The following is a 23,413-nucleotide window of genomic DNA, read 5'->3' on the forward strand; positions in this document are numbered from 1 at the left end:
TGCAAATCTGTTATGAGCGCTTTACGCGTCACATGGTGCTCTAACCGCACCACTCGTCTCAGCGCCATAACGACTGATAATGTTGCATTATCGCTTGTTGTACCAGTGCTGGCATCACTGGCGGAAATTCCTGCATCGCTGACGGATTGAGCTCCACCCATGCCGTGGCGTCATGAAGCTCGATCTTCCCTCGTTCCTGATCAAAATATCACCTGTCCACTGGCAATCTTATCCCATGAACAAAACGTATCCTGCAGACCGGTCCGGAACCGGGATTCACGATGCCCCTCCCCCGCCGTCATCTCACGGGCCCGTCTCGATCTATTCCTCGTCACCAGTGGGCATTTCTGCGACTTCGCGGCCGGCTGACAGGATCGAACGCTTGCCGACATGGTTTGCCGATCCGACCAGCCCCTCCCGCTCCATCCGTTCGACCAGCGACGCGGCTCTGTTGTAACCGATCTGAAGGCGCCGCTGGATATAGGATGTCGAGCATTTCTTGTCGCGCAGTACGACCTTTACGGCTTTGTCGTAGAGGTCGTTGCCGTCTTCCTCCGCCATTGCGCCCTTGTCGAAAACCGCAGCGTCTTCGTCCGCCGGCCCATCGATTTCCTCGGCATCCTCTGTCACCGTACCGAGATATTCCGGTCGCCCCTGCGTCTTCAGATGTGCGACAACCTTTTCGACCTCCTCGTCGGATACGAACGGCCCGTGCACACGGGCGATCCGGCCGCCACCCACCATGTGCAGCATGTCCCCCTGCCCCAGCAGATGCTCGGCCCCCTGCTCGCCCAAAATGGTACGGCTGTCGATCTTCGACGTGACCTGGAACGAAATCCGGGTCGGGAAATTGGCCTTGATCGTGCCGGTGATGACATCGACCGAGGGGCGTTGGGTTGCCATGATCAGGTGGATACCGGCAGCTCGCGCCATCTGGGCCAGACGCTGGATGGCGCCTTCGATCTCCTTGCCGGCAACCATCATCAGATCGGCCATCTCATCGACGATGACGACGATATAGGGCATTGGTGCGAGATCCATTTCCTCTTGTTCGAAGATTGGCTCGCCGGTCGAGCGATCAAAGCCCGTCTGGACGCTGCACAGGATCGTTTCGCCCTTTGAGCGCGCCAAAGCGGCGCGCGTGTTATAGCCATCGATATTGCGCACACCGAGCCGCGACATCTTGCGATAGCGGTCTTCCATTTCCCGCACGGCCCATTTCAACGCCATCACCGCCTTTTTCGGGTCTGTCACGACAGGCGTCAGGAGATGCGGGATGCCGTCATAGACAGACAATTCCAGCATTTTCGGGTCAACCATGATCAGCCGGCATTCCTCCGGCTTCAGCCGGTAGAGCAAGGACAGGATCATCGTGTTGATGGCGACGGATTTACCGGAGCCCGTCGTGCCGGCGACGAGAAGATGCGGCATTTTTGCAAGTTCGGCGATGACCGGTTCACCGCCGATGGTCTTGCCAAGGCAAAGCGCGAGCTTGAAACGCGTATCCTGGTAGTTCTCCGACTCGATCAGTTCGCGGAAATACACCGTTTCACGCACCGGGTTCGGCAACTCGATACCGATGACATTGCGGCCTGGCACAACGGCAACACGCGCCGACAGAGCCGACATCGAGCGGGCGATATCATCGGAAAGACCGATGACACGCGAGGATTTCACACCGGGCGCCGGTTCGAATTCGTAAAGCGTAACGACGGGGCCTGGGCGGACGTCGATGATCTCGCCGCGGACGCCAAAATCCTCAAGCACGCTTTCGAGCAGGCCGGCACTCTGTTCCAGGGCTTCCTGGGTGATTACCGCAGTTTCCTGAACCGACGGCTCCTGCAGGAGGTCTACCGGGGGAAAGACATATTCGGCTGCACCAGGCTCCGTCGTCATTTCCGGTATGGCCACAAAGGTATCTGGCCGAACTGCCCGGATCGGTCTGGAAACCGCCACTGGCGGCTTAACGATACGCACGGGTTCGACAGGGCTCGCGACCTCGGCAACAACCGGCCGGATTTCTACTTCGACAATCGGTAAAGGCGTGTCGATGGACGCAGGCCTGCTGCTGACCGTTGCAGCAACGTGACGATCGACCGCCTTAACACCGATTTCGCGGTAGAGTTCCGTTACCGAACCTGCGAGAGAAACAACCTCTGGAGGCTGCCAATGCATGACCGGCGCCAGAGCGTTGATATCGGCTTCCAAGTCCAGGGTGTCCCAGAACACTTCGTCCGACACGTACAGGAAGGATCCGCCCCGTTTGACCGTCGTTTCCGGCAGATCTTCGGCCACAGGCTCTCCTCCGGCCGGAAAACACGCCAGGTCAATATCGGTAAGACCCGCATATTCGACCGCCGCTGGTTGAATCAACGATGTATCAAGCTCCTGCCTGAGCCGTAGTGAAAGCAGTTGAATGCCGGAAACAACCGGCGTTTTGTCAAGAACAGGTTCGATAACCGGTAAATGGTCTTCGGTTACGGCGACAGTTTCCGCGACTTCGATAACCGGTTGCTCAGCCGGGCCTATCTTTTCCGCTTCCTTCCCAGCCTCGCCGGCCGGCCGCTTCGAATAGACACTCTCCGGAGTTCGGGTGAACCGTACGTTCGGGCCAAGCACAAAAGCGCTTTGCCAAACGGGTGCCTCCCCTCGCCCCTCGATTTCTGCCATCGCATCGGTGTCCGCCTCAAAGGGACCTTCGGCGCTTTTCACATCGGCAGGAGCACCGTAGATACGGCGTTGCGGCTCCGCTTTTCCCAAATGATTGTCCGGATCTGCGGGCTGATCCCCAGTGATATCGAAGCCGTTCGAAAAGTTGGTTCGGGAAAGACGCATAGGGACCTGCTCACTCATAATTCACGCGCAATGGGCACACCCCTTTTCAATAGAAAATAAAGGTTAATCACCCCTTTCTAGCCGGCCCTTCTCAGAGAATTTCCATTCGCCCTCGCCAGCGACATAATCATCGGGCCGATGGCGAATTCGCCCTTTTCCGCCCGTCTTGTCAGGTCCCGCAGGTAGCCGCCGGCCGAATTGATATGCCCTGCCCGCTCCAGAATGCAGGCAATCACCGTCGCTGCATTTTCGGCCCCGAGTATTTCGCACGCCTGCTGATAGGCATCCGGGCTGACCCCAAGCATCGACCGCACGACGACAGCGGCGGCCATCAGGTCTCGCCAGTTTGAAATCGCTCCTCCGGAGCCGTAGGGGATGATTTCCGGGCAAGCCTGGAGTACCAAGGCCAGCGGGAAGGCCTTCATCTTGCCAGTTGCCGACGAGGAATTTTGTCTGCCCTCGCCGGCCGTTGTAGCTCCGCTATTTGGTTTGCCGTCGCCATCACGCTTTTGCCGCGTCATCGCCGTTTTTGGCACCAGTTGTTCGGGTTCTGAATTTTCGCCCTGCCGTTGTTCTTTGGCAGGTTCAAATTCAGAAATAGATTCGGGTTTTGAATTCTGTATGTGCCGATCATTTTGGAAGGGATTGCCGCTTATATCTTTGGTTTTAAGCTGCATTTCCAATTGGTTGACAATCTCTTCGCGCAACGTTTCCATTTCACCCAGCGCCGTCGTCACTTCGAGTACCGTCGGTGTGCGGGGAATTGCCGTTACTAGAGCCCGGAAATGGGTCGTGGCCATCTCCCAGTTGCCGCTAGCGCCCTCTTCCAGCGCAGCCTCGATCAGCTTGGTGACGTCGCGGCGGCACAATGTCAGCCGTTCACGCAACCGCCGCAGCTGCAGCCGCTCGGCGACCACCTGTGCCGCCAACTCCTCCAGTTCGTCGGCACGCGCAAGCAATGGCGCAAGAGAAAACCCGAAGGCATCGTCGATAGCGCCCGTACTGCCCCGGCGCACGTAGCGCTTGCCATTCGGACTGTCTTTTCGGACGATCAATCCGGCCTGGACCAAGATCGCCAGATGACGCCTGATCGTCTGTTCGGTCATGCCGTGGGATCGCAGAGATAACTGCGCGTTTGATGGGAACACGACCAGACCATTGGTCTCGGACAGTTCGTCTTTCGGGTAGAAACTGAGCAATGCACTCATCACCGCCAATGCGCGATCGGTCACGCCAATCAGCGGCCTGGCTTCGCATAGCGCCCGATAGAGTTTCCACTTATCGATGCTTTTACCGTCTTCAATATCCCGAGACACAAGTTGGCTTGCCAACATGCCAAGCGTCATCGGCCGCCGCCCAAAGGGCGTCGTCACACTTCCACTTTCCATCGCCTCTGCCTTTCGCAAGGACAAAGCTATCCGGCACGTCGAAATGACGTCTATCTCGATGAAGAGACTTGACTACGATTCCAGGAAGTGTGATTCTCTCAGTCGCCAAACAGTCGAGAAGGGCTTCCGGAATAGATTTCGGGGGCCTTTTTCTTTGCCTAATTTTCCCTTGTGACTATCCTTCGATAGCGGTTGATCTAAAGGTCCCTGCCCTGCAGGGACCCGGCATAAACTATTGCCGGCCGCCCTGTTTTAGGCTTGCCGTAAATTCTGCATAAAGTTCGTCCAGTCGATCGGCGAGATATCCGCCGAACTCGGGCACCTGACGTTCATCGAACACGATTCGCGTCTGGACATCGTCGCGCTCTATGCGTGCTGCCTTGCGCCCCTGCGGGCTTTTCCATTCCTGCGCCTTCGGCTTCCGTTTTGCAGGCTCGGCTCCAAGCATTTCAAAAACTCTGCTAAAGCGTGCATCGCTATCGCCTGCAAGAAAATCCGGTCCGGTGATCAGCGCTTCAAGCATATGCTGCTTGCGCTCGGCGCGATCCACCAATGCCGCCCAGCGCGCGCGCCCGGCTTTTGGCGCCGGTCCGATCGCCTGGACAAGGTATTCGGGGATGCTTCTGGCAATGCTGATGTAGCGGCTGAGGTCTGCCTTGTCGGTCGAAAGTGCGGCCATGATCGTGGCGCGATCGTAACCACCATCTTCTAGACGGCGGGCAAATTGGGCCTTCTCGATATAGGAAAGGTCCTGCCGGTCGAGGTTCTCCTTTCCTTGCGCGATGACAAGCTCGTTATCGGTCAAGGTTTGGACGATCGCGCGCACCGTGCGGCCAAGCAGGGCCGCTGCACGAAGCCGCCTGCGGCCGTATGCCACCTGGAAACGGCCGGGCGATGCCGGCTGCGGCCGCACCAGGATGGGAACCTGCTGGCCGTTTTCGCGCATGCTGTCGACCAGAGACTCGAAACCCGGGTCAACGGTGATGGAAATGCGATCGCTGACCGACGAGTGGTCGATCAGCGCGGGGTCGAGGTCGACTACCGACGAACCAGACGCCAGTTGCTCCTGCAATCTTGCAGCGCTACGTGCGCCTTCCGTCATTTCCTGCAGCGATGCACCCATTGCCGATATGGCACCGCTACGAACGCGATCGGTGTTCTTTTCAACGCCAGCGACGGGCACAGATCCTTCGGGCTTTCGCATGAACAGCGTGTTGACGGTATCTTTTCGGCTCACAGCGGGCCACCTTCATTGTATTGTAACGAGCGCCCGTTGGGAGTTCCCAACGATGATGTTTGGGCGGCAGGCAACGTCTTTGGCATCACGCAATCACAGGCCTTGGCATGATAAGAGCCTGTCGTTGGGAGTTCCCAACACATCGCCCGCAATGTTTGAAGCAAGCTCATTTTGGCGAACGCCCCCATGCTTGGCGAATCAACGATTCAATCTCGCCATTGACGGAATCGAGCGCTTCCATGGCCCGGTCGTATGTCGAGCGCGTCAGATTTTCGCGGCCGATTTCGTAGAGCGTCTGCTTCGTCAGTCCGGCGTCGGAGACAGCAGCCGACTTCACCATCGGATTGGTCATGACGTGGTCATCGAACAGATTGCGGAGGAGGGCGGCGACTTTCGTCTGCGGCGCATCCTGCGGCTCGTAGCGGGTGAGCAGATAACGGATGAAATCGTACTTCAGCTCGCCGCCGGCTTCACGAACGACCGCAAGCAGATCGTGCGTCATCAGAAGAAACTGGCTCATTGACGCAACGTCTAGCATCTGCGGATGAATAGTTACGACCATCGACGTTGCGGCACAAAGCCCGCTAAGCGTGAGGTAACCCAATTGTGGCGGGCAATCGATCACGACGACATCGTAATTGTCGGCAACTTCATCGAGGGCGCGCGCAACGCGCGTGAAGAAAATTCCATCAGCATCCCGGGCGCCTGTCGTCAGGGCGCGGGGCGTCGTGTGCTCGAACTCCATCAGTTCAAGATTGCCCGGAACCAGATCAAGCCCATCAAAATACGTATTGCGGATGACGTCGGCCAAGGGACGCTTCTCTTCGTCGTAACGGATTGCTGCGTAGAGCGTTTCGTTGGACTTCACGTCCGTTTCCGGCAATACGCCAAGCAGGGCCGAAAGGCTCGCCTGCGGATCGAGGTCGACAGCCAGGACGCGATAGCCTTGCAGCGCAAGATACTGGGCGAGATGAACAGAGGTGGTCGTCTTCCCGGAGCCGCCCTTGAAATTGGTAACGGCAATCACCTGCAGATGATCATCGTGACCACGGCGCGGCACAAAATTATAAGCTTCCCTGCCACGGGCCGTTTGCGCCATCTTTTCGCGTAATTCATTAATCTGGCGCAAGGTGTAGAGACGGCGGCCGTTGCTGGTCAGATCGGGTTGCGGCCCTTCGCCGGCGAGCGTCATCTTGCGCAGCGTCGAATCCGAAACGCCCATCAGCTTCGCCGCCTCCCCGGAGGTGAACCTACGCAAGGTTTTGTTTGCTGTTGGCGGAAAAAGCGCTTCGCTGATCGCCTGGAGCTGCGAGCTGATGATTGCCGCATGATCTCCGATCGTCTCATCGACGGTCTTCCGCTCAATCTTGGTGGCTCGAATGGCATTGCTCACGTTGAAAAACTTTCGTCACGGTAAAATGGCCCGATGGGAGATATAACCGTGACGATACGCAACGCAACGATTCGTGCAAGAAGTTATTGGTTAACAGTTGCTTACACCGGGCAGGTCAGAAACTGAGTCTGCAGGGCTTGCCGACACGTTTCGCCTATGAATCCAAAGCGTTCCTGTCTTGCAAATATGCCAGAGTGAAAAACACGCAGGGAAATGATTCATGTGTGTAATTTTGATTTGGGCGACGTCCTGACCGATGAGGGGGAGGGGAGCCAAAGGCGACTCACTGCTTTCCACCTCTCAGTCTCCGTCACAACGACCGTTTTGTCGCGTATTTTTAACCCCTTCACTATCCCAAACCTGCTTCAGAAAATGAAGGCAACGGGAAACGGCTAAGGTCCAGGCCACCGCGGTCAAAGGCCCCGATCCATAATCAAATGCATATGGAATCCCCTTTGATATTTCATTTTACATTACCATTCGGCATGACAAACTGAGATCAGCTGCTTTGTCAGTCATTTTGTGCCGGTTCTTTGGGAGCATGCCGGCCATTCAGGGAGGAGAATCATGAAACGGGCCATCATCGCCGCGTTTGCGGCCATCATCATGGGTAGCGGTGCCTATGCCGACACGATCAAGATCGGTGTCGTCGGTCCATTCTCCGGACCATTCGCGCTGCAAGGCAAAAACTTCAAGGCCGGTATCGACGCCTATATCGCGATGCACGGCGCGACGATCGGCGACGACACTGTCGAGATCATCTACCGTGATCTGCCGGCAGCTGATCCGGCCCAATCCAAGGCGCTGGCGCAGGAATTGGTGGTCAAGGAAAAGGTGCAATATCTCGCCGGGTTCTATTTCACCCCCGATGCGATGGCTGTCACACCGATCCTTAAGCAAGCCAACGTGCCCCTGATCGTCATGAATGCCGCAACATCGGCAATCGTCACCAAGAGCCCGCTTGTCGTGCGCACGTCGTTCACTACATGGCAAACCTCTACACCTATCGCAAAGGTCGCGCACGACGCCGGCGTTGCCAAGGTGATCTCCATAGTCAGCGACTACGGCCCGGGCATCGACGCCGAGAACGCCTTCAAGGCCGGCTTCGAGAAAGAGGGCGGGGCGGTCGTCGAGGCGATCCGCATGCCGCTTTCCACCAATGACTTCAGCCCGATCATGCAGCGCATCAAGGATTCCGGCGCACAGGGCGTTTTCGCCTTCCTGCCATCCGGTCCGACGACACTCGGTTTCGTCAAGGCTTACAACGAAAACGGTCTCAAAGCTGCAGGCATCAAGTTCTTCGCACCGGGGGACCTGACACAGGAATCTGATCTGCCGGCTCTTGGCGATGCTGCCCTGGGCATCCAGACGACGTTCCACTATGCGGTTTCCCACGATTCTCCTGAAAACAAGGCATTCGTCGAAGCCGCCTCCAAGGCGATCGGCAATCCTGCTGAGCTTTCCTTTCCTTCGGTCGGAGCCTTTGATGGCATGAACGTCATCTATAAGATGATCGAAGCGACGGGCGGAGAACAGGATGCGCAGAAAGCCGTCGATGCCGTAAAGGGCCTGTCCTGGATCAGTCCGCGCGGCCCGGTTTCGATCGATCCGGAATCACGTCATATTACGCAGAACATCTACCTGCGCGAAGTGACGAAGGCGGATGACGGTTCCTATTACAACAAGGAAATCCAGACGTTCGAAAAGCAGGGCGATCCCGGGCTCGCGGCCGTCAAGTAAACGTCCGGCGGCAAAGCGTATCGGCATATAGCGGAACAGACCGTGATGCCGATACCTCGCCCTGATTTTACGATTGCGGGGGAGGGGAGGGCTCTCGTCTCGCGCAAATAACCAAATGGAATTCGCGCGATGCAGACAGTCTTCAGCATAGCCATCGACGCATTTGCCTATGGAATGGTGCTCTTCGTCATTTCGATCGGCCTTTCGGTCACCATGGGTCTCATGCGCGTCGTTAATTTGGCCCATGGCGCCTTTGCCATGATCGGCGGCTACATTGCCTCCTACGCAGCGCAAGACCTTGGGCTCGGTTACGCCGCAGCCGTGCTGCTTGCTGTCGTCGGCACGGTGATTATTTCAATCCCGATAGAACGGCTGCTCTACCGGCGAATTTATGGTGCGCCTGAGCTGACGCAGGTGCTGATGACCATCGGCATCACCTTCTGCATTATCGGCATCGCCAACTATGTCTTCGGCCCGACGTTGAAGACGATCCCGTTGCCGCCCGCTCTGCAGGGTTCAGCCGACCTCGGCTTCCGTTCTATCGCCGTCCACCGCCTTTTTGCCATTGTCTGTGGTCTGGCCGTCGCCGGCGGACTTTGGTACGCGATCGAAAAAACGGCGTTCGGCGTCAAGCTGCGCGCCTCCGTCGACAATGCCTCCATGGCTGCCGCCCTTGGTGTGCGTACGGAAATCATCTATGCGATCAGTTTCGCTGTTGCGGTTGGTCTCGCGGCCTTCGGCGGCGTGCTGGGTGCCGAGTTGCTCCCGGTCGAGCCATATTATGCCCTGCGCTACATGGTAACCTTTCTGGTCGTCGTTTCCGTCGGCGGCGCCGGCTCCATCCCCGGAGCTCTTCTCGCGTGTCTCGTGCTCGGCGGCATCGATACGACAGGCCGCTACCTCATGCCGGAATTCGGCGAATTTTTCTTCTACCTTGCGGTCATCGCCATCATCTGCATTTTTCCGCGTGGCCTTGCCGGACGGGCACGCTAGGATGACACTGATCATGAATCATCAACCTGCCACGAAGACGCGCGCCCAAAGTCGCGGCATCGGCCGAGACCTGATCGGCATCGGTGCGATCATCGCTGCATCTGCGGTCGGCTATCTCCTGTTTCCCGATAATCTGGCGCTTTTGACACGGATCATCGCCATCGCGCTGCTGGTTCTGTCGCTCGATCTGGTCACCGGCTATTGCGGCGTCGCGACGCTTGGTCACGCCGCCCTGTTCGGCTCCGGCGCCTATGCGGCCGGGATCGCCGCCGCCCATTACGGCATTACAAACCCTTTGCTGATGACGCTTGCCGGCATTCTTGGCGGAGCGATTGCCGGACTGGTCTGCGGCGTCATTATCCTGCGGGCACATGGATTGCCGCAACTCGTCCTGTCGATTTCGTTGATCTATCTCTTCCATGAGTTTGCCAACAAGGCCTCGTCCTGGACGGGCGGAAGCGATGGCTTGTCCGGAATTTCACCCGACCCGCTGTTCGGCAGCTTCGAGTTCGATCTCTGGGGCCAGACAGCCTATATCTTCGGCGTCTTTCTGCTGCTTGCGGTTTTCGTTCTGTTGCGTTTTCTGGTGCGCTCGCCATTTGGCATGCTCTGCCGTGGTATCAAGGAAGATCCGCTGCGCATCATGGCCATGGGCGCCTCGCCCAAGGTCACGCTGATGAAAATGTACGTGATTTCCGGCGCCGTCGCCGGCATCGGCGGCGCCCTGAATGCGATCTCTACGCAGGTCGTCGGTCTCGACAGCCTGTCCTTCACTCAATCGGCCGAGGCGCTGGTCATGCTGGTTCTCGGTGGCACCGGATCGCTGTTTGGCGCGCTGATAGGTACAGTCGTCTTCATGTTGTTTGAGGATTATGTTTCTGCGGCCAATCCCTTCCACTGGCTGACAATGGTCGGCGCTCTTTTGATCGCGGTCGTCCTGTTCGCACCGAAAGGGCTTTATGGCACTGCGGCCGACATCATTGCCCGCCGCTGGGAGAAACGCACATGAGCGCGGTCTTCGACGTTCGTAATCTGAAAAAAGCCTTCAGCGGCCTGACGGTCACCAATGACGTCTCCCTGGCGATGGCGCCCGGCGACCGGGTGGCGCTGATCGGCCCGAACGGCGCCGGGAAAACCACCTTCGTCAATCTCGTCACCGGCAATCTGCGGCCAGATTCCGGCGAGGTTCGTCTCAACGGTGAAACCGTCACCAAAATCGACGCGATCGGCCGTGTCCGCCGCGGGCTGGTCCGCTCTTTTCAGGTGACGCGGCTCTTTCAGCAGATGACACCGGCGGAACACGTGGCTCTGGCCATCCTGCAGCGGGACGGACGCGCCGGAAAGATGTTCGGCAACTTCCTGTCCATGCCCAATGTCATGGACGAAGCAAGCGTGCTGTTGGCAAAGCTCGGCTTGGCCGATCTGATGCACCGCAAGGTGAGCGAGATCGCCTATGGACAGCAGCGCCTGCTCGAAATCGCCCTGGCACTGGCCCTCAAACCAAAAGTCCTGCTTCTGGATGAGCCGGCCGCCGGTGTGCCCCAGAGCGAAACTGGCCGCATCGAACAGGCACTTGCCGATCTGCCCGCCGATCTTGCGGTTCTGATGATCGAGCATGACATGGATCTGGTTTTCCGCTTTGCCAAGCGGGTCATCGTGCTGGCTGCCGGCACCATCATCTTCGACGGTTCGCCCGCCGACGTCACCAAGGACGCCGCCGTGCGGGAAGCCTATCTCGGGAGCTATGCCAATGCCAGCCACGCCGCTTGACGTCGAAAACCTGTCGGCCGGTTATGGTCCGACACGGGTTCTGGAAAACGTCTCCTTCTCGGTTTCCGCCGGACAGCGCTTGGCGGTGCTGGGGCGCAACGGCATGGGCAAGACGACGCTGCTGGCAACCCTGGCCGGGCAGACAAAACGCTATGACGGGCGCATCCGCATCGGCGCAACCGACGTCACCGCAATCTCAAGTGCACTGCGCGCCCGCACCGGGCTCGGATATGTCCCGCAGACGCGGTGCATCTTTCCGACATTGACGGTCGAGGAAAACCTGTTCGTTGGCCTCAAGGACCGGCCGAAAAGCGACCTTCAGGATGCCTACGCAATGTTCCCCCGTCTTTTCGAGCGCAAGGGGAACCTTGGCTCGCAGCTTTCCGGCGGCGAGCAGCAGATGCTATCGACAGCGCGAACCATCCTTGGCCGCCCCACTGTCCTGTTACTCGATGAACCGCTCGAGGGGTTGGCGCCGGTGATCTGCGAAGAACTGATGACGGCGTTTTCCGAACTGGCAAGCACCGGCAACATGACTATCGTGCTTGTCGAGCAGCGCATCCAGAGCGCGCTTGATTTTGCCGATCAGGTCATCGTTCTCGAACGGGGCAGAGTGGCCTGGAGCGGCACGCCACAGGCACTGGCCGCCGATCATCATGCGGTAGACCGGCTGCTTGGTGTCGGCGGACTGCATTGATGCAGAAGCAGGGAAAAGGGCCTTTTCAAAATCTGCAAATTATTTTGAGGAGGAGGGAACAATCCGTCTCCTCTTGCATTTTTACGTCAGGTCGATTTCTGTCGGCACCAACCACCGTTCAAAACGATGAGGATGTGCAGATGAGCAACCTTTTACCCGAACTGCATGAAGGCCATGCCCCAATCACGCTGCATCTGCTCTTTCGCGATGCACTTGAAGCCTATGACGACTGGGGGGATGAGACAGATGTCCCCCTTGTTTTCCATCTCGGCATGCCAGTACCGATCGGGCTGGTATTCGATCATATGCGAGGTTGCACAGATATCCTGCCGAACAACATGGTCAGCGCCATCACCGAACGGCTGACCAAGCCCTTGAGCAGCAATAGCGCGCTAGACGAGATGACGTTTTCGACGGCGGCCCGGGTGATGTGTGTGGTCATCCGCAAGAGACAGCTGCAACGCAGCGGCAGTGACATCGGCGTCTTCCTGCGCCGGTTTGAGAAGCTTCGTGCAGGCCGCGCCGATCCCTGACGTTTCTCGCCTACGACGCTGTTTCAAGTTCTCGCGAAAGAAGCGCGCTTCCAACGTCTGGTAACTAAGTAACGGAAATATATTGCGTTTTTATAGGTCGTGAAAACGGCTTGTAACGATAGGGTCTCCGTGTTTAAAATGATGAAATACATAGAATATGCCGCATATTGATGAACTGGCGTTTGAGTAGGGGTGCCGAGGTTCAACCATCCAGCCGCATGACGCGGAGAGGAAATGATATGACGGTTCATGGTCTTTCGTCGCCTTTCAGCCCGCGGAGCGATCAACCGTTGCAGATCGCCATCGTCGGCCGCGGCTTTTCCGGCCTGATGATGGCCATAGCGCTGTTGAAGTCGGTCAACCAGCCATTCCGGTTGCGCATGTTCGATCCCCGCCCGATCATCAGTGGCGGCCAGGCTCTGGCCACGGCGCGCTCCACCGAAATTCTCAATAGCCGCGCCCGGGACCTCTCTGTTTCGACCGGTGAGCCGAAGGACTTTACCCGCTGGCTGCAGGCGAACGCCCCATTTCGTGAAGCCGTTTCGGCGGCAATTCCGGGATTTGGCCAAATCTTCGTGCCCAAGGCGACGTTCAGCGATTATGTCTATCAGCGTTTTTCCGAAGCGCTGGCGCAGCGGACGGACGTAACCGTGCAAATGTCCAACGAGGGCATCGCCCATGTCCGCCGTAACGAGAATGGCCAGTTTACGCTCAGTCTGGCCGATGGCGGCAAGGGGATTTATGACACGGTTGTTCTTGCTACCGGCTACGGTTTGAAGCCGCCGTTGGAGACGGCCGAGCAGGATATGGACTCCCTTCTGCTAGAACGCCCCGAGCCGCGCCGGCATGTGATCGTCATGGGCAATGGACTGCGCGCCGTCGATCAGGTTCTGCAATTGCGCGATGGCGGCTTTACCGGCCACATCACCATCCTGTCGCGCCGCGGTTTCCTGCCGCAGCCGCATACGCGCATGCCGGCCGATGCGGTCTTTCCGACACAGCCGATGCCGTCGCAGCTGCGCAATATCGTCCGTTTCGTGCGCGACGCCTGCGCCGAGGCCGAAGAAAATGGCTGGAGTTGGCAGGCGGCGATGAACGGCCTGCGCAAACGCGCCCGCACCCTGTGGGCATCCCTGCCACCGAGCGAGAAACGGCAGTTCAATCGGCACCTGCGCGCCATCTACGACAGCCATAGAAACCGGCTCCCCGCCGATGTGCATGCAAGACTGGAACGAGAGTTTGCCAGCGGCCTGACCGAGCTCAGGCGCGGAACAACCCTCAAACGCACGGCGGAAGGCCTTCTGGTCCGCTGGGCCGGCCAAACGACTGAAAGCCATTTCGCTGCCGACGAAGTGATCGACTGCCGTTGCCTGTCACCGGACCTCAAGGATCCAGTGGTGGCCGACCTTCTTGAGGCCGGCCTTGCAGCGACAGACGAGCTCGACCTCGGTCTCGCCGTCAATCCAGCCGGGGAATTGTTGACGCCGAAGGGCCGGCCAGCCGGCCTCTTTGCCGTCGGACCTCTTGGCCTCGGCTCACTGCCCGATATCGATCTCGTTCCGGAGATCGTCACGCAGACCTATGCGGCGGCCACCCTGATCGGCGCACGATCGCTGCCGCAACTGCAGGCGAGCTGACATCTGGCCAAGTGCTCGCCGGCAGGCCGTACCGTCGCGGTAGTTCCCGGCCTGCGCCTCGCCGTTTCCTCCCGTTAACCGACGCACTGTTCGCCTGCTGGGTGTAACGCCTCAAGAAGGCGGAAAACGCGAACGGATTTTCCATACACGATAAAATTTATAGATATTATAATTTTGCGATCAAAGCCGATCCCGGAAAAACTAGGCGATGACCTATTTCCTATCCGCTGGAGACAATCGCTTATGAACACCGTTCCGGAAAAGATCGACGTTCTCTGGTTTCTGCCGACCCATGGCGACAGCCGTTATCTCGGCACATCGATCGGCGGCCGCAATGTTGATCTCAATTACCTGAAGCAAGTCGCTCAGGCTGCCGATACGCTTGGCTATTTCGGCGTACTGATCCCGACCGGCCGTAGTTGCGAAGACAGCTGGATCGTTGCCTCTGCGCTCGCACCTTTGACCGAGAGACTGCGCTATCTCGTCGCTGTGCGCCCGGGTTTGCTCAGCCCGACGCTGGCTGCCCGCATGACTGCGACACTCGACCGGATCTCCAACGGCCGCCTGCTGATCAACGTCGTCACCGGCGGCGACCCGATCGAAAACAAGGGCGACGGCATCCACTATTCCCATGAGGAACGCTACGAGGTCACCGAAGAGTTCATCAACATCTACAAGGCCGTGCTGCGCGGCGAAGACGTCACCACGAAAACCAAGCATTTCGATATCGAGGATGCCAAACTCCTGTTCAAGCCGGTCCAGGAACCGCATCCGCCGCTTTATTTCGGCGGCTCTTCCGGTGTCGGCCAGCAGGTTGCGGCCCGCACGATCGACAAATATCTGACCTGGGGCGAACCGCCCGAGGATGTCGAAAAGAAGGTGGCGGAAGTGCGAGCGCTCGCGGAAGCCGAAGGCCGCGACGTCACCTTCGGTATCCGTCTTCACGTCATCGTCCGCGAGACGGCCAAGGAAGCATGGACCGCAGCCGACGAGCTGATCAAATATGTCGATGAGGACACGATCGCCGCAGCCCAAAAGGTTTTCCAGCGGATGGATTCCGTCGGTCAGAGCCGGATGAGCAAGCTGCATGGCGGCAGCAAGGACAAGCTGGAGATCAGCCCGAACCTGTGGGCCGGTGTTGGTCTCGTGCGCGGCGGGGCAGGGACCGCACTGGTCGGCGATCCCGATCAGGTGAAGGCGCGCATCGACGAATACCGTCAGATCGGCATCGATACATTCATCTTCTCCGGCTATCCGCATCTGGAAGAGGCCTACCGGTTTGGTGAACTCGTCCTGCCGAACCTGCCCCTCAACCACCCGGTCAAGACTCACAAGGCAAGCGCCAATACGGGTCCGTTCGGCGAGACGATCGCCGGTGATCACCGTCCGCCGCTCAAGGTGTCGCAGTCCTGACGGAATAAAGCTTGGATCGGCATTTTTATTCGTGACGCAGCGATTAAATCGTAACGTTCAACCGTTAACCAGGGCAGTGGCTACGGAACAGCCGCTGTCCATGTCCGGTTGACAAGCTCGAGGCGAGCCTAAAGAGTAAACCGGTCAAAACGGCAGCGTTGGGGAGGACTTTTGTCTATGCGCGCGTTTATCCGGTTTTCAGCAATTATTCTCAGTGTCCTTGCGTTTTCACCTGTTGTCCAGGCGGCGGAAACGGGCAGGCATATCGTCACCACCCAGGACGGTGATTATTTCGGCTTTGACCTGCGCACGGAACAGGACGTTTCCCTTGCTGATTGCGAGAAGGTCTGCGTTGCGGATTCCTCCTGCCGCGCCTTCACCTATAATCCCAAGGTGAAATGGTGTTTTCTCAAATCCGATTATAACACGCTGAACACGTTCGCCGGCGCCATTGCCGGCAAGGTCGTGGATGCCTCCGCCGCCGAACCAGATATCGGTGCGCCTCCGGCTTTGCCGTTCGTCACCGAACAACTCCTGAACGACGCGCGCGCCACCAAGGAAAATCTCTCGGTGCTGGCAGACCAGGATGCGCTGGGGCTAAATGGCCGCAAGGATGCCGCCTATCGCGAGCTGACCGCCGGCAATGTTGGCCCGGCGCTGAAGGCGTTTCAGGGTGCGCTGTCCATTACGCCCGATGACGGTTCATTGTGGATCGAAGCTGCACGTGCGGCAAACCGCGTTTACGGCAATTCCGAATTCGCCACGCAGGCTTCGCTTGCCGCCCTCAACGCCTATCAGCTGTCGCGCGCCACACAGACGCGGGCAGAGGCATTGGCTGTGCTTGCGACCGCGTTGAAGAACGTCGAGAATTTCCGTGCAGCGCTCAGCGCCTACAAAGCCAGCCTCGAACTGGTCGAAGCAAAGTCCGTCCGCGCCGAGTATACCGACCTGCGCTCACGCCAGGGTTTTCGCGTCACCGAACACAAGATCGATTCCGATAGCGCCACGCCACGGGTGTGCGTCCAGTTTTCCGAGCCGCTGGTCAAGGCCGGGGTCGATTACACGCCGTTCGTCCTTTTGGATGGCGCCACACCCAAGGCTGTCGAAGCCAAAGGCAGCGAGATCTGCGTCGAGGGCCTCAGTCATGGCCAGCGGTATAAGGTGGCCTTCCGCTCGGGCCTGCCGTCTTCCGTCGATGAGCCGCTGGAAGCCAACGTCAATCTCGACGTCTATATCCCCGACCGCGCGGCGATGGTCCGCTTTACCGGTGATAGCTTCGTTTTGCCGGGAACGGCCCGGCGCGGCATTCCGATCGTTTCGGTCAACACCACCAGCGCCAACCTGAAACTCTACCGCATCGGCGACCGCAACATTGCCTCGCTCCTGACCGCCTCGCAATTCCTGACGCAGCTCGACGGCTATGGTGCCCAGCGGATCCAGGACGAAAACGGCGAAATGGTCTGGCAGGGGTCGATCGACATTGCCACCGATCTCAACAAGGAGGTCGTCACCAGCTTCCCGGTTGATGAAGCGCTGCCGCAGCGCAAGCCGGGCGTCTATGTGTTGACCGCCGTCTCCGCGACAGGCGCGTCCAACGAATGGGACAGCCAGGCGACGCAATGGTTCGTCATTTCGGATATCGGCCTCTCCACCTATTCCGGCACCGATGGGCTCTCCGTCTTCGCCCGGTCGTTGGCATCGGCCAAGCATCTGGCCGGGATTGAACTGACCCTGCTTGCCAAGAACAATGAAATTCTCGGCACAACGACCACCGACGACGACGGCCGCGCGACCTTTGACGCTGGCCTGCTGCGCGGCACTGCCGCTATGACCCCGGCCGTCATCACCGCCAAGAACGGCGCGGACGATTTCGTTTTCCTCGACCTGACCCGTGCCGGCTTTGACCTCTCCGATCGTGGCGTCACAGGACGTGCAGCCCCCGGCGCCATCGACGTGCTGACCTGGACGGAGCGCGGTATCTACCGTGCTGGTGAAACCGTGCATGTCTCAGCACTCGCCCGCGACAGCGCCTCGGTCGCCATCGAGAAATTGCCGCTGACCTTCATCTTCATGCGCCCGGATGGCGTCGAAGATCGCCGCGTTGTCAGCGACGGTGGTCTGGCAGGCGGCTATGCGCTTGATCTCCCGCTACAGCCGAATGCAATGCGCGGCACCTGGACCGTCCAGATCTTTACCGACCCCAAGGGCACGGCGATTAGCGAGAAGCAGTTCCAGGTCGATGACTTCGTTCCCGACCGCGTCGAATTCGACATGGCAAGCACGGTCAAACAGATCGAGATCGATACACCGGCACCGATCACCATCGACGGCCGCTTCCTTTATGGCGCCCCGGCAGCAGGGCTCGAACTCGAAGGCGAAGTCGGACTGAAGCCGACCCGCGAAAGCCCCGACTTCAAGGGCTACTTCTTCGGCCTCGCCGATGAGGAGGCCACGGAAGACAGCCGCACAACACTCGAAGGGCTGGAGCCGCTAGACGAGGACGGCAAGGCAACCTTCGACGTCACGCTGACGGACGTTCCCTCCACGACGCAATTGCTCAACGCCAATATCACCGTTCGCGTTCAGGAGGCCGGCGGCCGCGCCGTCGAGCGCTCCCTTACACTGCCTGTCAAACCGGCGGGTGCGATGATCGGCATCAAGCCGGAATTCTCCGGCGACCTTGCGGAAAACGCCGTCGGCAAATTCCACGTCATCGCCATCGACCAGAGCGGCGCCAAGCAGGCAAAGACCGGCCTCTCCTGGAAGCTGCTGCGCGTCGAGCAGGACTATCAGTGGTACCGCGACGGCACCGCCTGGAAATATGAACCGGTCACCTCGACCAAGCAGGTTTCGACCGGCAAGCTGGACGTCACCACGGATGGCGGCGAGATTGCCATCTCCGCCGGATGGGGCCGTTACCGGCTCGAAGTCGAGACGGCCGATATCGATGGCCCGACATCGAGCGTCGAATTCGATTCCGGCTGGTATGTTACCGCAAGCTCGACGGAAACACCGGACGGGCTGGAAGTGGCCCTCGACAAGCAGAACTACGCGATCGGCGACACCGCCAAGCTGCGCGTATCGCCGCGCTTTGCCGGTGAAGTCCTGGTCACGATCGGTTCTGAAAAGCTAATCGCCACGCAAACCGCGACCATTGCCGCCGAGGGTGGTGAAGTCGATATTCCGATTACCGCCGATTTCGGCGCTGGTGCCTATGTCACCGCAACGCTCTATCGTCCGGGCGACGCGCAGGAAAGCCGCATGCCGATGCGTTCCATCGGCATCAAGTGGCTCGCCGTCGATCCAGCCGAGCGCAAGCTGTCGGTCAAACTCGATCTGCCGGAAAAGACGCTGCCACGCCAAACGCTCAATATTCCGGTTGAAGTGACCGGGGCAGGGGTGGGCGACGAAGCCTATGTCACGGTTGCCGCCGTCGATGTCGGTATTCTCAACCTGACGCGTTATGAAGTGCCCAATCCGGATGGATGGTATTTCGGTCAGCGCCAGCTCGGCCTTGAAATCCGCGACCTCTATGGACGGCTGATCGATGGCTCGCTCGGTGCAACCGGGCGACTGCGCACCGGTGGTGACGGCGGACAGATGGCGCTGCAGGGCAAACCGCCGACTGAAAAGCTGGTGGCTTTCTTCTCCGGCCCGGTCCAGCTCGATGCGGACGGCAAGGCGATCATCAGCTTTGATATCCCGCAGTTCAACGGCACCGCGCGTGTCATGGCTGTCGCCTGGTCGAAAGCCGGCGTTGGCCACGCTTCGACCGATGTCGTCATCCGCGATCCGGTCGTGGTGACGGCAAGCCTGCCGCAATTCCTGGCCCCCGGAGACAAGGCCGAGCTGCGGCTCGACATCGCCAACACCGATGGCCCTTCCGGCGACCTGAACCTCAAGGTGACAAGCAGCTCCTCCGTGGTGATCGACGCGGCACAGGCCCAGCAGACGTTCAGCGTCAAACCGGGTGGAAAGTTCGACCTGACATTGCCACTCTCCGGCGTTCATCCGGGCGATGGTGCGATCTCGATCGAACTGACCAGCGCCGACGGCCTGTCGCTGCAACAGTCGGTCTCCGTTCCGGTGCGGCCGGCCGCCCTGCCGTTGACGACACGGCATCCACTGACCATCGAGCCGAATGCCAGCCTCAAGGTCGATGGCGACCTGTTGGCCGAAAGCATGCTGCAGGGATCGGCCGTCAGCATCAGCGTTACCCGCTCGGCTGCCTTCGATATTCCGGCTCTCCTGACATCGCTTGATCGCTACCCCTATGGCTGCGCCGAGCAGACGACCAGCCGGGCGCTGCCTCTGCTCTATCTCAGCGAACTCGCCAAGCAATCCGGGCTGCCGGAGGATGGCGATGTCCAGAAGCGGGTGCAGGAAGCGATCTACCGGGTGCTGTCCTATCAATCCTCAACCGGCAGCTTCGGTCTTTGGAGCCCCGGCTCCGGCGATCCCTGGCTCGACGCCTATGTCACCGACTTCCTGACGCGGGCCCGGGAACAGAAGTACCAGGTGCCGGACCAGGCGATGGTGCAGGCGCTCGATAACCTGCAAAATGCAATGAGCTATGATGTCGACATGAAGAGCCAGGGCAATGAGATTGCCTATTCTCTCTACGTGCTCGCCCGCAACCGCAAGGCTGCGATCAGCGATCTGCGTTATTACGCCGACACCAAGCTTTCGGAATTCCCGACGCCATTGTCGAAGGGGCATCTGGCCGCCGCTCTCGCCCTTTATGGCGATGCGCAGCGGTCGCAGAGCATTTTTGCAGATGCGCTACAGATGTCGGTAACGGCAAGCAATGCCAGCCTTGATCGCTCCGATTACGGCTCCGCCTTGCGTGACGATGCCGCCGTCCTGACACTCGCCGCAGAAGCCCGGCCCGTGCCGACGATCATCCCGCAGCTTGCCAAGATCGTTGCCCGTGAATGGGAGCAGAAATCCTATACGAGCACGCAGGAGCAGATGTGGACGCTGATGGCGGCCCGCGCCATCCAGGGTGGCGACAGTGAACTCAGCCTCGATATAAACGGCACGCCGCGCACCGGCGGCTATGCGGCACGCCTCACCGGCGACGAAGTCCTCGATCAGCCGGTGACGATCACCAACCGGTCGAGCGAACCGGTTGCCGCCGTGGTGACGACGGTTGCGGCGCCGGCATTCCCGCTGCCTGCCGGCGGCAACGGCTTTACCATCGAGCGCACCTATTACACGCTCGACGGCGAGGCGGCCAATGTCACGCAGGCCAAACAGAACGAGCGTTATGTGGTCGTCATCAACGCCACGGAAAGCAACACCTGGCCATCGCGCGTGCTGATCACCGATCTGCTGCCTGCCGGTTTCGAGATCGACAATCCAACCCTGGTCGATAGCGCCAAGCTGTCGAACTTCGAATGGATCGGCGAAGTGGAGGCTGCTCACACGGAGTTCCGCAGCGACCGCTTCGTTGCAGCCTTTGATCGCACGGCCGGTGACAACCGCACGATCACGGTCGCTTATGTCGTCCGCGCCGTCACGCCGGGCACTTACGATCACCCAGCGGCCAGCATAGAGGACATGTACCGGCCGCAATTCTCCGCGCGCTCCGCCATGGGGCGCATGGAGGTTCAGGCGGTCGAATAATGTCTCTCTGGGCGAAAACCTGCGCCGCATTGCTGGGCTCCGCACTCATGTGCATCGCCATCATGTTCGGCCTTGAGGCTGCGGACCGCGCCTATCCGCCGCCACTGGAGCAAGCACGTACGGTCTCGGCCGAAGTGCTGGATGCCGACGGTCAGCTGTTGCGCGCCTTTGCGACGCCGGAAGGCCGCTGGCGTCTGCAGACCACGGCAAAGGATGTCGATCCGCAATTCGTCCGCATGCTTATCGCCTATGAGGATCAACGCTTCTGGGAGCACAAGGGCGTCGATCCCTACGCCCTGACGCGCGCTGCGTGGCAGTTCGCCACCCATGGGCGGATCGTCTCGGGCGCCTCAACACTGTCGATGCAGGTTGCGCGGCTGATCGAACCCCGCGAAGGGCGTTCGTTTGCAGCAAAATTTCGCCAGCTTGCCCGCGCCGTGCAGATCGAGCGCCGCCTGAGCAAGGCCGAAATCCTCGATCTCTATCTGACCCACGCGCCCTATGGCGGCAATCTCGAAGGCATTCGCGCCGCAAGCCTTGCCTATTTTGGCAAGGAGCCACGCCGTCTTACGGTTTCCGAAGCGGCGTTGCTGGTAGCCCTTCCGCAGCTGCCGGAGAAACGCCGTCCCGACCGTCATTTAAAGGCGGCGGAGACGGCGCGACAACGGGTTCTGGAACGCATGGCAGTTTCCGCAGTGATCGGTGAAGGGGAGGCCGAACGCGCCGGCTTGGTTTCAGTACCGGCCCGCCGCCTGCAACTGCCTGCCTTTGCCGCTCACGTCGCCGAAGCGGCGCGGCGCAAGGAGCCCAAGATCATCCAGCATCAGACGACGCTGCGGCGGAACATCCAGAAAGGGCTGGAAACGGTTGCCAAGGAGGCAGCCGGTCGGCTTGGCCCGAAAGTATCGATCGCCATGGTCATGGCCGATGCGCGCACGGGCGAGATCGTCGGCGAACTCGGCTCCGCCGATTATTTCGACGCCAGCCGCTCCGGCTGGATCGACATGACGCGCATCTCCCGTTCGCCCGGCTCGACGCTAAAACCGTTCATCTATGGTCTCGCCTTCGAGGAAGGACTGGTTTCCCAGGAAACCATCATCGAAGACCGTCCGGCGGATTTCTTCGGTTACCGGCCGCGCAATTTCGACATGACCTATCAGGGTGATGTCAGCATCCGCCAGGCGCTGCAGCTCTCTCTCAATGTTCCAGCCGTGCGGCTGCTCGATTCCGTCGGGCCAACGCGGCTGATGGTGCGTTTCCGGCGCGCCGAAGTCCGGCCGATCCTGCCACCGAACGAGGCACCGGGTCTGGCGATCGGTCTCGGAGGGCTGGGTGTCAACCTGAAGGACCTCGTGCAGCTCTATGCCGCCCTTGCCAATCGCGGCAAGCCGGTGCGGCTCGGCGACGGGATCCGGGAACAGCCGGGCGGCATTGAGAACGAACCGCTTCTCGATCCGGTCGCCACGTGGCAGATCGCCGATATTCTTTCGGGTGTGCTGCCGCCAGCGGGTGCTGTCCAGCGCGGCATCGCCTACAAGACCGGAACGAGCTATGGCTACCGCGACGCCTGGTCCGTCGGCTTTGATGGCCGCTACGTTCTCGGCGTCTGGGTCGGCCGCCCGGATAATGGCGCGGTGCCTGGCCTCACCGGTTATCGGACGGCAGCCCCCATCCTGTTCGAGGGTTTTGCCAAATCGGGCGTTGCCATGACGCCGCTGCCGCGTGCACCGGCTGGCGCTGTGCGTATTGCCCAGGCGGAATTGCCGATCAGCCAGCGCCGGTTTTCATTGACCGTAAATGGCCTTGTATCGGCAACTGTCCGCGAGGCAGCGCCGCAGATTGTCTATCCTCCGGAGGGCGCTCGCGTTGAGCTTGGCATCGATACTGCCGGTGCACCAATGCCACTGGTTCTCAAGTTGCAAGGCGGGCGGGCTCCTTTTCGCTGGCTGGCCAATGGCAGGCCGCTGCCCGAGACTTCACGGCGAAGGGTCAATCAGTGGGTGCCGGATGGCGCCGGCTACTCGACGCTGACCGTCATCGACGCCGCCGGGCGGGCCGCGAGCGTGCGGGTCTTCCTCAACTAGAATTATCCCGGATCTCAGAGCTGAAGCCGCCATCAGCAAAAACGGGCGACTCTGAATAATCCTCT

Annotated in this window: 14 protein-coding genes; 10 read left to right on the forward strand and 4 right to left on the reverse strand. The window is 59.7% G+C overall.

Translation table 11 applies throughout. The features are described 5' to 3' along the window. Nucleotides 1-321 precede the first annotated feature (321 nt). The 4 genes from ACP7E6_RS20395 to repA all read right to left on the reverse strand — a co-directional run bounded on the left by ACP7E6_RS20395 (nucleotide 322) and on the right by repA (nucleotide 6,853). The gene (locus ACP7E6_RS20395; protein WP_426231538.1) at nucleotides 322-2,835 is read right to left on the reverse strand and encodes a DNA translocase FtsK; all 2,514 of its coding nucleotides are present in this window, start codon (nucleotides 2,833-2,835) and stop codon (nucleotides 322-324) included. 77 nt (nucleotides 2,836-2,912) lie between these two features. Next, nucleotides 2,913-4,223, reverse strand: a complete 1,311-nt coding sequence (repC, locus tag ACP7E6_RS20400) for a plasmid replication protein RepC (protein ID WP_426231756.1) — start codon at nucleotides 4,221-4,223, stop codon at nucleotides 2,913-2,915. Nucleotides 4,224-4,455: 232 nt separating this feature from the next. Next, complete coding sequence (repB, locus tag ACP7E6_RS20405; RefSeq protein ID WP_426231539.1) at nucleotides 4,456-5,460, reverse strand: plasmid partitioning protein RepB; 1,005 nt, start codon at nucleotides 5,458-5,460, stop codon at nucleotides 4,456-4,458. A 166-nt stretch (nucleotides 5,461-5,626) separates the two neighbouring features. Beyond that, nucleotides 5,627-6,853: a plasmid partitioning protein RepA gene (gene repA, locus ACP7E6_RS20410; protein ID WP_426231540.1), complete on the reverse strand. Its 1,227-nt coding sequence runs from the start codon at nucleotides 6,851-6,853 to the stop codon at nucleotides 5,627-5,629. Between the two features lie 567 nt (nucleotides 6,854-7,420). On the opposite strand from repA, the gene ACP7E6_RS20415 reads away from it, so the two are divergent. The 10 genes from ACP7E6_RS20415 (at nucleotide 7,421) to pbpC (ending at nucleotide 23,348) form a co-directional block, all read left to right on the forward strand. Further along, nucleotides 7,421-8,593, forward strand: a complete 1,173-nt coding sequence (locus ACP7E6_RS20415; protein ID WP_426231541.1) for an ABC transporter substrate-binding protein — start codon at nucleotides 7,421-7,423, stop codon at nucleotides 8,591-8,593. Nucleotides 8,594-8,722: 129 nt separating this feature from the next. After that, nucleotides 8,723-9,586: a branched-chain amino acid ABC transporter permease gene (locus tag ACP7E6_RS20420; RefSeq protein ID WP_426231542.1), complete on the forward strand. Its 864-nt coding sequence runs from the start codon at nucleotides 8,723-8,725 to the stop codon at nucleotides 9,584-9,586. A gap of 1 nt (nucleotide 9,587) precedes the next feature. Then, the gene (locus ACP7E6_RS20425) at nucleotides 9,588-10,595 is read left to right on the forward strand and encodes a branched-chain amino acid ABC transporter permease (protein ID WP_426231543.1); all 1,008 of its coding nucleotides are present in this window, start codon (nucleotides 9,588-9,590) and stop codon (nucleotides 10,593-10,595) included. Further along, complete coding sequence (locus ACP7E6_RS20430; RefSeq protein ID WP_426231544.1) at nucleotides 10,592-11,356, forward strand: ABC transporter ATP-binding protein; 765 nt, start codon at nucleotides 10,592-10,594, stop codon at nucleotides 11,354-11,356. The genes ACP7E6_RS20425 and ACP7E6_RS20430 overlap by 4 nt, the downstream gene beginning before the upstream one ends. Further along, entirely contained in the window at nucleotides 11,337-12,053 is a 717-nt protein-coding gene (locus ACP7E6_RS20435; RefSeq protein ID WP_426231545.1) for an ABC transporter ATP-binding protein, read from the forward strand. Before ACP7E6_RS20430 ends, ACP7E6_RS20435 begins: the two co-directional genes overlap by 20 nt. 140 nt (nucleotides 12,054-12,193) lie before the next feature. Continuing rightward, entirely contained in the window at nucleotides 12,194-12,586 is a 393-nt protein-coding gene (locus tag ACP7E6_RS20440; RefSeq protein ID WP_426231757.1) for a hypothetical protein, read from the forward strand. A gap of 239 nt (nucleotides 12,587-12,825) precedes the next feature. Next, entirely contained in the window at nucleotides 12,826-14,223 is a 1,398-nt protein-coding gene (locus ACP7E6_RS20445; protein WP_426231546.1) for an FAD/NAD(P)-binding protein, read from the forward strand. 243 nt (nucleotides 14,224-14,466) lie between these two features. After that, complete coding sequence (gene ssuD, locus ACP7E6_RS20450; protein WP_426231547.1) at nucleotides 14,467-15,636, forward strand: FMNH2-dependent alkanesulfonate monooxygenase; 1,170 nt, start codon at nucleotides 14,467-14,469, stop codon at nucleotides 15,634-15,636. Between the two features lie 177 nt (nucleotides 15,637-15,813). Next, nucleotides 15,814-21,264, forward strand: a complete 5,451-nt coding sequence (locus ACP7E6_RS20455; protein WP_426231548.1) for an MG2 domain-containing protein — start codon at nucleotides 15,814-15,816, stop codon at nucleotides 21,262-21,264. Nucleotides 21,265-21,311: 47 nt separating this feature from the next. Beyond that, the gene (gene pbpC, locus ACP7E6_RS20460) at nucleotides 21,312-23,348 is read left to right on the forward strand and encodes a penicillin-binding protein 1C (RefSeq protein WP_426231758.1); all 2,037 of its coding nucleotides are present in this window, start codon (nucleotides 21,312-21,314) and stop codon (nucleotides 23,346-23,348) included. Nucleotides 23,349-23,413 lie beyond the last annotated feature (65 nt).

Source organism: Pararhizobium sp. DWP3-4 (assembly GCF_049898205.1).
Classification (GTDB): domain Bacteria; phylum Pseudomonadota; class Alphaproteobacteria; order Rhizobiales; family Rhizobiaceae; genus Pararhizobium.

Bases quoted from the DNA above. Each gene is read 5' to 3' on its own strand.
- ACP7E6_RS20430 (WP_426231544.1), top strand. From the start codon at position 10,592: ATGAGCGCGGTCTTCGACGTTCGTAATCTGAAAAAAGCCTTCAGCGGC.
- ACP7E6_RS20445 (WP_426231546.1), top strand. From the start codon at position 12,826: ATGACGGTTCATGGTCTTTCGTCGCCTTTCAGCCCGCGGAGCGATCAA.
- pbpC (WP_426231758.1), top strand. From the start codon at position 21,312: ATGTGCATCGCCATCATGTTCGGCCTTGAGGCTGCGGACCGCGCCTAT.
- ssuD (WP_426231547.1), top strand. From the start codon at position 14,467: ATGAACACCGTTCCGGAAAAGATCGACGTTCTCTGGTTTCTGCCGACC.
- ACP7E6_RS20415 (WP_426231541.1), top strand. From the start codon at position 7,421: ATGAAACGGGCCATCATCGCCGCGTTTGCGGCCATCATCATGGGTAGC.
- repC (WP_426231756.1), bottom strand. From the start codon at position 4,223: ATGGAAAGTGGAAGTGTGACGACGCCCTTTGGGCGGCGGCCGATGACG.
- ACP7E6_RS20425 (WP_426231543.1), top strand. From the start codon at position 9,588: ATGACACTGATCATGAATCATCAACCTGCCACGAAGACGCGCGCCCAA.
- ACP7E6_RS20455 (WP_426231548.1), top strand. From the start codon at position 15,814: ATGCGCGCGTTTATCCGGTTTTCAGCAATTATTCTCAGTGTCCTTGCG.
- ACP7E6_RS20435 (WP_426231545.1), top strand. From the start codon at position 11,337: ATGCCAGCCACGCCGCTTGACGTCGAAAACCTGTCGGCCGGTTATGGT.
- ACP7E6_RS20395 (WP_426231538.1), bottom strand. From the start codon at position 2,835: ATGCGTCTTTCCCGAACCAACTTTTCGAACGGCTTCGATATCACTGGG.
- ACP7E6_RS20440 (WP_426231757.1), top strand. From the start codon at position 12,194: ATGAGCAACCTTTTACCCGAACTGCATGAAGGCCATGCCCCAATCACG.
- ACP7E6_RS20420 (WP_426231542.1), top strand. From the start codon at position 8,723: ATGCAGACAGTCTTCAGCATAGCCATCGACGCATTTGCCTATGGAATG.